This is a genomic window from Bacillus cereus group sp. BfR-BA-01349, from assembly GCF_022663795.1.
GTDB classification, from domain to species: Bacteria; Bacillota; Bacilli; order Bacillales; family Bacillaceae_G; genus Bacillus_A; species Bacillus_A cereus.
The window spans coordinates 56,731-68,386 of the sequence record NZ_JAKUGE010000028.1; the positions used below are offsets into that span (position 1 = coordinate 56,731).

Sequence of the window (11,656 nt, forward strand, 5' to 3'; positions counted from 1 at the left end):
AAGGGGAATGATTGCATGGATATGCAGCAACGGAGAATGTTAGTAGCAGGAATTGTTTTAGCAGTAGTGTTAGGGGTAGGCTATTTTTCGACAAACGTATTACAAACTTTCTCAATCGTATGTTTAGCAGTAGCGATTGTATTTGGGGTTATAGGTAGCATACAAAAGAAACGTCAAAACAAGAATTAAAAATTTGAAAATTTTATGATACCTCAAAAATTCGCGTTTTAGGGTATTTGTTTTTCTTAGCTTAATGGCGATTGGATTGTATCACAAATTCTATTAAATTAAGTTTATATCAAAACACCATGCTTGCCCTGTTGTTGCAGACATAATGATATCCTTTTTTATTTTGTTAATTTAATAGAAGTGAGTGGGATGTCAAAAGCAATTTCTGTAAAATAATTTCATCAAAAGAAGGGGATTTATATGCATTTTGAAAGAGATAGATATTTTTTGGAGATGGCATTGGAAGAAGCAGAAAAGGCATTAAAAGAAAATACATATCCAGTAGGAGCAGTTATTGTTGATGGAAATAATAATGTCATTGCAAGAGGAAGAAATAGAGTGCATCCACAAAAAGACATAACAGCTCACGCAGAGATAGACGCTATTCGCAATGCAGGGGAAGCAATGTTTGATGCAAAAATAAAAAATGAGAAGTTTACTATTTATAGCACGTTGGAACCGTGTCCAATGTGTACAGGTGGTATTTTATTCGCAAAAATACAGAGAGTAGTCTGGTTACTAAATGACGACTTAGGTTTTGGTGGATATAAAAAGATAAAAAATGCTTTAGTTTTCGAAGGGAAATTTAATAAAATCGACATAGTGGAAGAACCATTTGAAGACTTAAAAACAAGACAAAAAGAACTTATGAGACAATGGGAGCTAAATCCCAATAATATTATTAATTTGCGTAGGGCTATAAAAAAATAGTTGTTTCTTTCAATTAAATCGGGATACTGCCACATTACCATCAATTTAAAAAATATAGTGAAATTATATCGATTTAACAATAGAATATGGAAGAATCTATTACGAATAGAAAGCCGTCCTAAAAGTATTCTAGGATGGTTCTTTTTGTTGTGAGGAGATAAAGAGTATGGAGAATAAACAGAGTAGAAATGAGTATGTAAGACGCATACATAAGGTTCAAGATTATATAGAATCAAACATAGACAGTTCATTATCCATTGAAGAGCTAGCTGATATAGCAGGATTTTCGAAGTATCATTTTCATCGGATTTTTAAAGGAATAGTTGATGAGCCATTATCTCGGTATGTGAATCGCTTGAAACTAGAAAGGGCAACACATTTACTTACATATCGCGCAGACATGACGATTACAGATATTGCGTATCACTTCGGATTCACAGATTCAGCAGTTTTTTCCCGAACATTTAAAAATTATTACGGCGTAAGTCCGTCTCAATATCGAAACGATAATAGCAAGAATTGCAAAGACGTAAGGGGAATTCCTCAATACAATGAATGTAAGAAGGTTCGAGGAAATGTTGAAATTGTAACAGCGGATAATATAAACGTCGCATACATAAGACATACAGGTACATATGAAGAGTTAGCTATAGCTTTTCCAGAAATGATAGAAAAATTATTTCGTTACGCGGCGAAGAAAAACTATCATGTATTTGAGGATACGAAAGTATTAACCATTTACCACAATCATCATGAATTTACTGAGGACTATCATTTAAGAACAAGTTTATGTATAACAATTCCGGATGCGTCCGCAGTAGAAACGAGTGATATTGGAATAATGATAATACCTTCAGGCAAGTATACAGTAGGACATTTTGAAATATTCCAAGATGCATATAAGGGAGCGTGGGACTTTATATATGGTGAGTGGCTGCCAAATAGCGGATATAAACCGAGAGACTCGTATCCTTTTGAAGTATATAGAAATGACCCAAAGCAGCATCCAAAGCATAAACATATAGTTGATATATATGTACCTATCGAACCTTTTTAATTACAGGTTAAAGGGGAAAGAATAATGAAAACTGCTGAAAAGTTAGATCAGATTATAAAAGAAGAATATGAAAATATGAGTGGTATGTTAGTAGTGCGGAAAGGTAATGTTATTTTTGAAAAATATTATAACGATTACGGACAAAATGATACATTTCATGTAGCGTCAGTTACAAAAACGATAATCTCTGCGCTAATTGGAATATGTATAGATAAGGGCTATATAAAAAGTGTTGATCAAAAAGTAATAGAGTTTTTCCCTGAATATAAAGTAAAGTCATCTGAAGTAACAGTGCGACACCTACTTACAATGACAGCTCCATACCCTTTTGTAGACTGGCAGGAACCGTTAGAAGAATTATGTACACAACTAGACTGGGTACAGTATACACTTCATAGAATGGGGAACGGTGGAGAGATTGGAGCTTTTAAATATTCATCTGCAGGAGCTCATATACTATCAGCGATCATAACGAACGCAATAGGAAAAAATGCGCGTGAATTTGCGAATGAATACTTATTTCAGCCACTCGGCATGAGAGAAATTCCAAACTATAATATGAAAGCATTTGGATTTGATGACTTATTCGGAAAAGATGTGAAAGGATGGGTTCACGATCCAAATGGTATTTCGACGGGCGGCTGGGGACTAACGTTAACGGTTAGGGATATGGCTAAGTTTGGACAGATGTATTTGAATGAAGGTATTCATAATGGAAAACAAGTTCTATCAAAATCATGGATAAAAGAATCAATAGCGATGAATTCAAATCAATACGGTTACTTATGGTGGTTACGAGAAGAAGAGGGTGTCTATTCGTATTGTGCAATGGGTGATGGTGGGAATATGATTTGTTGTATTCCAGAGAAGGAATTGGTTGTAGTAATTGCTTCTGAAGCTATGCCGAATGCACGGGATAGATGGGAATTAATTAAAGGGTGCATACTTCCTTATTTAAAAGATTAATATGGTTATTTTTATAAAAATAAGAATGAAAGGTTTAGTTAAACTTGTTTTGTTCTCCATGATAGAAAAAAGTATTGTGTTAACAAAGTTATGTAACTAAGATTATAAAATTTCAACACCTATACGATTATTAAATAATTGCAAGGTGTTGAAGTACTTTATAATCTATTAAAGCTGCTTTCAACTAAAAGAAGAAACATCTTTTTTCTTAGCTGTTTAACTATTTTTTAACTTTGTGAAGTATAAGATACATTGTGCCCAGCACAATTGCTAGTAAGGTAAATTTAATTAATTCTATTAGGCTGGCATCCCACTTGTGTTGTACTACATCTGTTAAATAAAATACATTAAACATACCATGTAAAATTGCGGGTGATATTACAGAACCACCATATTCTCTCGTGTACGTCAAAATTAAAGACAATATAAATAATAAAGAGAGATAACTTAATATTCCTACAAACTGAAACTTATAATTTTTATAAAAGATAGCTACTGGTAAATGCCATGAAGACCAAAGCAAAGCTATAATAATAGCTGTTTGCATAAATGAATATTTTTTTCGTAAATAGTAATGAAAATTCCCTCGCCATATAATCTCTTCTAATAATGCAGATAAAGATCCAATTGTAAGACCAACGAGCAAGAGGAATCCTAACTCATTCCAATGATGATATAAGAACTTTATATCATAAATATAAAAATAAAAATGAAGGCATAGTCCTAGAAGTAGTGGAAATAAAATGGAGAAAATTAGTGCTTTTAATTTTGGACGTGAAATTCCAAGTGTATGAACTATTTTTTGTTTCTTATATAACATTTGATATGAAATAACTGCTAAAAGCGGAACAACCATTGTAAACCCCAAATAATTACGACCATTTTCTATGTTCAGCAAGATGATATATACAAGTGATGTAAGAAAATAAATACATAATGTTGAATGATAAACTATGTGTTTATTAATATTTTTCACCTGCCTAAGTATGTATAAGTGGTTAATCGAATATCCGATATTTTAATTATATATGAAATGGAAATCGACAGAATGAATATTTCCATATTATTGTTTTTAAGAAAGAAAAAGTGTCGAAATTACATATATTGAACTTGTAGAAAAAATTAAATTATTCCCCGTAACTTTTCACAACAAAAAATCGTTAAACAAAAGAATAGATTTTTTATCACGAATGGGGGAGAACCATGAAGATTCTAATACTAGGCGGTACACGATTTTTAGGAAGAGCTTTTGTAGAAGAGGCGTTGAAAAGAGGGCATGAAGTTACAATATTTAATCGTGGAACAAACAATGAAATTTTTCCAGAAGTGGAACATTTAATCGGTGACAGAAATGGTGATGTATCAAGTTTAAAAAATCGAACGTGGGATGTTGTCATAGACACATGTGGATTTTCTCCACATCACATTAGGAATGTTGGAGAAGTGCTTAAAGATAATATTGAACACTATATATTCATCTCAAGCCTTTCCGTATATAAAGATTGGATTCCTCATGACATAAAAGAAGACTATATATTACAACCTGAACCGACGGAAGAGCAAATAAAGGCTGTAGAGAATGGTGAAATATCTCCTTATGAGCATTATGGTGCGCTGAAAGTATTATGCGAAAAAGAAGCAGAGAAGTATTGGCCGGGGCGTGTTTTACACGTAAGAGCAGGACTTCTTTCAGGAATGTTCGATTATACAGATCGACTTCCATACTGGATTCAGCGTGTAGCAAAAGGAGGTAACGTGTTAGTTCCAGGAAGAAAAAATCGTCCAGTGCAGATAGTTGATATAAAAGATGTCGCGAGATTTGGACTCAACATGGCAGAAAATAATAAAGCAGGTACATTCAATATAACAGGTCCGAATGATGAATTGACGATGGAAGAGCTATTAAATACGTGTAAAAAAGTTACGAATAGCGATGCTGAATTTGTTTGGATAGACGAATCGTTTATGAGTGAACACAATGTGCAGCCTTGGACAGAAATGCCTTTGTGGATTCCAGAAACTTTCCCATTAGATGGTGAGACGAAGCCGTGGAGAGGCGGGTTTTCTATTTGTATCGAAAGTGCGGTTAATGAAGGACTTACTTTTAGAAGAATAGACGAGACAGTTACAGATGTGTATGAGTGGATGGAGAGTACGGAAGAATGGGAATTAAAAGCAGGTATTTCAGGCGAGAGGGAGAAGGAATTGTTAGAAAGATGGTATCAATAAATTTAGCGGAGTTCTTTGAATATGCTTGATTGCACATAAGGAGGAAAAGGTGATGTGGAAAGACACCATTCACAGTATCTCATCAAATTTAAGCTTGAAAAACCCAGCTACGAAGGATGAACTTACTGATATACAAAAATGTTTACATGTGGAGTTACCGAATGATTTATATCAATTATTACAGGAAACAAACGGTATAGAAGGTGAATACGGTGACTTTATATGGTCTGCTTCAAAAATTAAAACTGAAAATATGAGTATAAGAAATATAGTTGATTTTAAGGATTTATACATGCCTTTTGACTGTTTATTATTTTTTGCTGATGGGGGAAATGGTGATTTGTTTGGCTATTCCATTTTGAATGGAAAAGTACAAAGAGATGATATATATGTATGGAACCATGAAAATGATAGTAGAACGTGGGTTGCTCCTTCTTTAAAGACTTTTATGGAGTGGTGGGAGAGTGGAAAGATGATAATTTAAATATAGTATCAAAAAAAGTGCCTTGTTACTAAAGAAACAAGGCACTTTTTCATGAATAATTAATCTACCACTCAATCGGTTCTTCTCCGTACATCTCCCATAGCTTAGGAAACATCTTTTTTAAACCTTCCTCATCGTCTTCATCCCAATCTAACTCGATATCAACTTCCTCAAACTCTTCATTTGTTAAGACATGGTATAGTGTAAAGTAAGTATCATCTTCATCCTCAGTCTTCTCCATGTAAACTTCTTGCCCGAAATGTAGAGTAAGTTCTTCAATCTCTGGAACGTCATACTCACTCAAATTTTCTAATACAGGAATTAATCGTTCTGGATCTTCAATACAAGCTTCGTATGTCTCTTTTCCTTGATATAATAACCATCCGCGGAAGTAATCGAAAGTATCATCTGAACAGCCACCCATAATAATATAGGCTGCTGCCCATAAACGGGAGGTATAGGAGTCTTTCAAAAGGTGATGCATATGCGTATCAAAAGCTACAATTTCATGTACTGTACGTTTAGCAAGGTGAGAAGTAAGCCATTCTATTTGTTCTTCTTGGTCCTCACCTTTCGTTTTTGCACGATGAAGTAGCTCCCAAAATTCTTCTTCGGTTATCGTTTTTTCTTTTATGTAATCTTCCCCAGGCAACGGGTCTGTATATCCTTTTTTACGTTTGGAAGCAACTAGTTTATTAGCTTCTTTCATACATTCTTCTTCTGTTTCAAACTCTTTCGCTTTCACACTGCCAGCTGTGCCAATTTTTCCGTAAAACACAACATAGTCTTTTTCTTTCACAACGATTTTCCAAAACTTATTTGATTTCTCAGTTTGCTGGGTTAATAACGTTTCCATCCGTACCCCCATAATGTTTTCTAGTGTGCAATATGATTGTAACATATGTATATACACTTGTAATGATGAAAAATAATAGTTTAGAAAATTCGAAAACCATTGAATGGAGTGGATAAATTTAGTAACCTTATTTGTACAGTAATTACATAATTGTTTTGTAATAATTCGATATTTATATAAGGGGGCGTTACGGATGGATCTTACGTTTAAAGTTGAGGAAACATGTTTTAATTACCGCGTTGGAGCAATTTGTAAACATGATAATAAAATACTCATTCTGCAAGGTGACGGTGAAGATTTTTGGTATGTACCCGGCGGTAGAGTAAAAATGCTAGAGAATAGTGAAGATGCATTAAAACGTGAACTTGCGGAAGAGATAGGTGTTCCTATTAAAAGGAAAAGGTTAATATGGTCAGTAGAAAATTTCTTTACACTTTCTGAGCGAAAGTTTCATGAAATTAGTTTTTATTATGAAGTAGAGCTATTTGAGTTACCTGCGAGTGGAGCGGATCAATATATTTTGGAAGAAGAGGGTAGAACGTATTTGTTTAGATGGGTGCCAGTAGAAGAACTGCATACATATAACTTACAGCCTGCATTTATAAAAGAGAAAGTAAAGGATGTATCAGTTCACACAGAACATATCGTATTACAAAAGTAAATGTATTCGGAGGGGAAAATGGTGAAGGGAACTAAAAAAGAGGTACATATAAATGACAAAGTAATTTATTACACACATATCGAACAAGGCTCTAGTACCGTTTGCTTTATGTTTTCAGGTTCAGGATACAATTATGATAAGCCGTTATTTTATTACGCAACGATGTTAATGCTTGAACATAAAATAGATGTTGTACATATTCATTATTCTTATGATGGACAATTAATGAATAAACCAATGGAAGAAGTAACGAAAGTAATGATGGATGATATTAATCCTGTAATAAATGAAGTATTAAAAGATGAGCAATACAACGAGACTATGTTTTTAGGGAAGTCACTCGGAACAATTCCGATTGCAAATGATTTAATGAAGAGAGAAGAATTCGCGCAGTCAAAAATGATACTACTTACACCTTTACTGACGTTTGATACAATTTTTGATTCTATCTTACATAGTCGACACGAAGGGTTTTTAGTTATTGGGGATAAAGATCACCAATACAATGCAGATCAAATTGATCAGTTATATAAAACGAATTTACAGATTGAAGTTGTCAAAAATGCAAATCATTCTGTAAATGTTGGGGGATATGAAACGGAAAATTCAATTGAGGCTATAGCGAAAATAATAGGAAAACTTAAAGAAGTTGTTAGGACAAACTAACCTATTAATACATGCAAAAGAGGTGCGAATTGCACCTCTTTTACTTTAATAAGCCTTCAAAACATGAAGTAAATAATCCTTACGATTCAGCGGATTATAATCAACACGTTTTCGAGTAGGGAAGGGAGCCATAAGTTTTGTGAAACCAGCTGGCTTCGTTGTAAATATGCCTTCTCCTTCTGTAAATGAATGTAGTATTCGTTTGAAACTCTCTGTTTTCGCAACAGGTAATGATCCTGTTAACTGATAAGAATTGTTATTGAATATAGGCTCTGCAAAAGTTGCTGGAACGGCAGCAAGCTTATACATTGCAGTACTAATTGCGTGCTCCGGTACAGTTAATTCAAATTCATTTACTGGTTCATATACATATGTTTCAGCTTGCTTTAAAGCATCCATTAATACGATCGGTGTCAAATTTCTAAAGTCACTCGCTGTTGTAACAGGACTAGCATAACCAGTATGTGTTAACGTGACGATAATATCTGTAACTTCCCATCCATATAATCCTTGTTTTAACGTTTGAAATACCGTATCTTCAATCGCTTTATGAAATGCTAAAGGTAGTGAGCCGAGCTCAACACCTAATTTATATGTTATACCGCAATTAAGTTCACCACGTTCAACTCTGAATCCGATTGTTGCGTAAAATGGATTCTCTTTTTCACCCATTACTTCAACAGAATTGCCTACGCCAATTGGTTTCTCGATACATACAACTCGCGTATTTGAAAAAGTAACCTGCAAATTATATTTCTCATAAAGTGTTGTTTCAATTACTTCTTTTTGTACCTCACCGAAAAGGCGAATATATAGTTCATTATGAACATCGTCTTTCCAAACTTTAATGAGCGGATCTTCTTCACATAGTTTCATAAGAACAGCGTATAAATTATGAATTTGCTCTTTAGGTACCGCATCAATGGCAGCTTCCATTTGTGGTTCGGCAAAGTGAATATCTTTTATATAATCCGTACGTTCACCGATAATATCACCAATTTTAATATCATTCAGCCCCCACACTTTACAAAACTCACCGCTAGGAACGGTAGAAGTTTGAACGGGATCTCCATTATGAAATAGGCACATTTTTTTTATCTTTTCTTTATGGAATAGAGACTTACTGCGCTGTATATTAACATATTTTCTAACATGTAAGCTACCTGAAAAAACTCTTATATAAGCAACCTTTTCTCCAGAAGGTTCACGTTCAATTTTAAAAACAACACCGGATAATGGTTCCTCTTGTGCCGATGTAAGAGCTGGAATGAGAGCCGGAAGTTTTTCAAGAAGTTCTGTTACGCCCATACCAGTCATTGCTGAACCGAAAAAGATTGGATACACATTCGCTTGCTGTATTTGCTGTTCTAGTTTTTCTCTTAATAGTGCGTCCGGTATTATTTCGTTATTTACATATGATTCAAGTAATGATTCATTAAATGGTGCTAACAGTTCCATACAATCGTCATATGATTTGTATTCAATGATCCGGGCTTCTTTCGTTCCTTCGTTTAGAACAGAGTAGAAGGGGAATGCTTCATTTGAAAGAACCTCTTTTATTTGTTTCATAACTTTTTCACTGTTTGCGCCACTACGATCAATTTTATTAACGAATAAAATAGTCGGTATGTTTAGTTTCTGTAATGTTCGCATTAAAATTTTTGTTTGTGCTTGCACACCTTCAACGACAGAGATAACTAAAATCGCACCGTCTAGAACGCGGAATGATCGCTCCACTTCAGCGATAAAATCAGCGTGTCCAGGTGTATCAATGACATTTACTTTTACATCATCAATAAAGAAAGAAACGACAGATGCTTTAATCGTAATTCCGCGTTGTCTTTCTAATTCCATTGAGTCAGTTTGTGTATTACCACTATCTACTCGGCCAATTTCTTTAATCACATTCGTTTCATAAAGAATACGCTCAGTCAAACTCGTCTTGCCAGCGTCTACGTGCGCGACAATCCCTATATTTATTGTTGTCATTTGTGAATATCCTCATTTCATTTTCCATTTTCAATTCCTCATTTCTATTTGTATATTGCCGCATTATCAATCACTCTCCAGTTCTTTAAATTAGTATTATTATAGTGCAATTAACATTATTTGTAACGCTACAAAGCGCCTTAATTTGGAAAAAATAAAATAAAAACAAAATGCTTGCATTCTAAATCGATATAGATTATATTAATTGACATATCAACTATTGATGCATCAAACATTTTTATTTTGATTGTAAAGGAGGGTTAATTTGACAAGTTCATGCTCAAAAGAAGCGATTATTTTATATAAATTACACTTTCTAAATAAAGAAGTAAGTTCGAAATTTGAAGGGTGTACGGGTATGAGCCAGTCTCGATTAGAGCTTATACTTCAGTTATATGAAGTAGGTGAAATTAGTCAAAAAGCACTTCAACAAGAAGTGAATATTGATAATGCTGCGATAACAAGGCATTTAAAGCAGCTTGAGGCCAATGAAATGATTGTAAGACGTAAAAATCCAGATGATAACAGAATTACGTTAGTTTCTCTTACTGAAGAGGGACGAAATAAAATTCAAGCATTTCAAGAGGAAAAAGAACGTTTTGCAGCATCTGCATTTAAAGGATTAAGTGAGGAAGAACGCGATAATCTTTTAAATATGTTAAATCACATTCAAGAAAATATAAAAGAATTATAAAAAAGGGAGAATACAACTATGACTAACTCAGTAAAAACAAATGATTTTAACGAAATTTTAACAGGACGTCGTTCAATTCGTAAGTACGACCCTTCAGTGAAAATTAGCAAAGAAGAAATGACAGAAATTCTTACAGAAGCAACACTTGCACCATCTTCAGTAAACATGCAACCATGGAGATTCGTAGTGATTGAAAGTGACGAAGCGAAAGCAACACTTGCGCCACTTGCGAAATTCAATCAATCTCAAGTAGAAACATCTTCAGCAATGATCGCTTTATTTGGTGACTTAAACAACTTTGATAACGCAGAAGAAATTTACGGTACAGCAGTAGAGCGTGGACTTATGCCAGCAGAAGTAAAAGAAGATCAAATGAAAAAACTTTCAACTTACTTCTCTATGGTTACACCAGAAGTAATGAAAGATACAGTATTAATTGACGGTGGTCTTGTAGCGATGCAATTTATGCTAGCAGCTCGTGCTCACGGCTATGACACTTGTCCAATTGGTGGTTTTGAGAAAAATCAAATCGCAGCAGCTTTCGGACTAGATAAAGACCGTCACGTACCAGTTATGTTAATTTCAATCGGAAAAGCTGCTGACAGTGGTTACCAATCAGTACGTCTTCCAATTGAAAAAGTTGCAGAGTGGAAATGATTTTATAAAAGAACTTCAATAAGTGAAAGATGAGAGGGGAAGCACCATGATTATTATTCACGCAATATTTCAAGTAGATCCAGCGAAACAACAAGCATTTTTAGAAGAAATTCGTCCGCTTATTCATAGTTCAAGAGAAGAAAGTGGAAATGTATCTTATGACTTATATAAAGATACAGAAAAAGAAAGTGTTTATACGATGGTAGAAGTATGGAAAGATGAAGCAGCAGTTGCGAGCCATAATACGAGTGAACACTTCACATCTTTCGTTAGTAAAGCAGCACAATTTTTAACTGCTCCGCTTAATATAAAAGCTTATAATGGAGAATTAGTAAAATAATAAGGTAGAAAAAGATGACTTTAGCATATTGATATGATCCCCTTATAGTAGACAGTTGAAAGAAAGTTACTTTACTGTTTATTATGGAGGGGATTTTTTATGGGGAAAATTAGAAGAA

Annotated in this window: 14 protein-coding genes; 11 read left to right on the forward strand and 3 right to left on the reverse strand. The window is 34.1% G+C overall.

Annotated elements, in window-relative coordinates; translation table 11 throughout:
* The first annotated feature begins 15 nt into the window (after positions 1–15).
* The 4 genes from MR169_RS16675 to MR169_RS16690 all read left to right on the forward strand — a co-directional run bounded on the left by MR169_RS16675 (position 16) and on the right by MR169_RS16690 (position 2,962).
* The gene (locus MR169_RS16675; RefSeq protein WP_000367555.1) at positions 16–189 is read left to right on the forward strand and encodes a hypothetical protein; all 174 of its coding nucleotides are present in this window, start codon (positions 16–18) and stop codon (positions 187–189) included.
* Positions 190–429: 240 nt separating this feature from the next.
* On the forward strand, positions 430–939 hold the full coding sequence (locus MR169_RS16680) for a nucleoside deaminase (RefSeq protein WP_000545359.1): 510 nt from the start codon (positions 430–432) through the stop codon (positions 937–939).
* 166 nt (positions 940–1,105) lie between these two features.
* Positions 1,106–1,996: an AraC family transcriptional regulator gene (locus MR169_RS16685; protein ID WP_242319683.1), complete on the forward strand. Its 891-nt coding sequence runs from the start codon at positions 1,106–1,108 to the stop codon at positions 1,994–1,996.
* Between the two features lie 24 nt (positions 1,997–2,020).
* The gene (locus MR169_RS16690; protein WP_000844661.1) at positions 2,021–2,962 is read left to right on the forward strand and encodes a serine hydrolase domain-containing protein; all 942 of its coding nucleotides are present in this window, start codon (positions 2,021–2,023) and stop codon (positions 2,960–2,962) included.
* 220 nt (positions 2,963–3,182) lie between these two features.
* Here the strand turns inward: MR169_RS16690 and MR169_RS16695 are convergent, their stop codons facing one another.
* On the reverse strand, positions 3,183–3,938 hold the full coding sequence (locus tag MR169_RS16695) for a CPBP family intramembrane glutamic endopeptidase (protein ID WP_002000090.1): 756 nt from the start codon (positions 3,936–3,938) through the stop codon (positions 3,183–3,185).
* A gap of 227 nt (positions 3,939–4,165) precedes the next feature.
* Here MR169_RS16695 and MR169_RS16700 point away from each other — a divergent pair, with 227 nt between their 5' ends.
* Complete coding sequence (locus MR169_RS16700; RefSeq protein ID WP_000697702.1) at positions 4,166–5,191, forward strand: SDR family oxidoreductase; 1,026 nt, start codon at positions 4,166–4,168, stop codon at positions 5,189–5,191.
* A gap of 52 nt (positions 5,192–5,243) precedes the next feature.
* Positions 5,244–5,675: an SMI1/KNR4 family protein gene (locus tag MR169_RS16705; RefSeq protein ID WP_000265339.1), complete on the forward strand. Its 432-nt coding sequence runs from the start codon at positions 5,244–5,246 to the stop codon at positions 5,673–5,675.
* A 64-nt stretch (positions 5,676–5,739) separates the two neighbouring features.
* Here MR169_RS16705 and MR169_RS16710 read toward each other — a convergent pair whose 3' ends face one another.
* Positions 5,740–6,531 (reverse strand): DUF4240 domain-containing protein, encoded by a 792-nt coding sequence (locus MR169_RS16710; RefSeq protein ID WP_000449212.1) that lies wholly within the window; start codon positions 6,529–6,531, stop codon positions 5,740–5,742.
* Positions 6,532–6,724: 193 nt separating this feature from the next.
* On the opposite strand from MR169_RS16710, the gene MR169_RS16715 reads away from it, so the two are divergent.
* Together MR169_RS16715 and MR169_RS16720 are read left to right on the forward strand one after the other, a co-directional pair.
* The gene (locus tag MR169_RS16715) at positions 6,725–7,192 is read left to right on the forward strand and encodes an NUDIX hydrolase (RefSeq protein ID WP_000366229.1); all 468 of its coding nucleotides are present in this window, start codon (positions 6,725–6,727) and stop codon (positions 7,190–7,192) included.
* Positions 7,193–7,858, forward strand: coding sequence for a hypothetical protein (locus MR169_RS16720; RefSeq protein ID WP_002000094.1), 666 nt, complete (start codon positions 7,193–7,195; stop codon positions 7,856–7,858).
* A gap of 45 nt (positions 7,859–7,903) precedes the next feature.
* On the opposite strand, the gene MR169_RS16725 is transcribed toward MR169_RS16720, so the two are convergent.
* Positions 7,904–9,847, reverse strand: a complete 1,944-nt coding sequence (locus tag MR169_RS16725; protein WP_242319684.1) for a GTP-binding protein — start codon at positions 9,845–9,847, stop codon at positions 7,904–7,906.
* Positions 9,848–10,112: 265 nt separating this feature from the next.
* Between MR169_RS16725 and MR169_RS16730 the strand changes: the two genes are divergently transcribed.
* The 3 genes from MR169_RS16730 to MR169_RS16740 are packed head-to-tail and all read left to right on the forward strand — an operon-like array spanning position 10,113 to position 11,538.
* Positions 10,113–10,541 carry a MarR family winged helix-turn-helix transcriptional regulator gene (locus MR169_RS16730; RefSeq protein ID WP_000204172.1) on the forward strand — a complete coding sequence of 143 codons (429 nt, stop codon included), beginning with the start codon at positions 10,113–10,115 and terminating at the stop codon, positions 10,539–10,541.
* 18 nt (positions 10,542–10,559) lie between these two features.
* Positions 10,560–11,198 (forward strand): nitroreductase family protein, encoded by a 639-nt coding sequence (locus tag MR169_RS16735; protein ID WP_242319685.1) that lies wholly within the window; start codon positions 10,560–10,562, stop codon positions 11,196–11,198.
* A gap of 46 nt (positions 11,199–11,244) precedes the next feature.
* Complete coding sequence (locus MR169_RS16740) at positions 11,245–11,538, forward strand: putative quinol monooxygenase (protein ID WP_000583807.1); 294 nt, start codon at positions 11,245–11,247, stop codon at positions 11,536–11,538.
* Positions 11,539–11,656 lie beyond the last annotated feature (118 nt).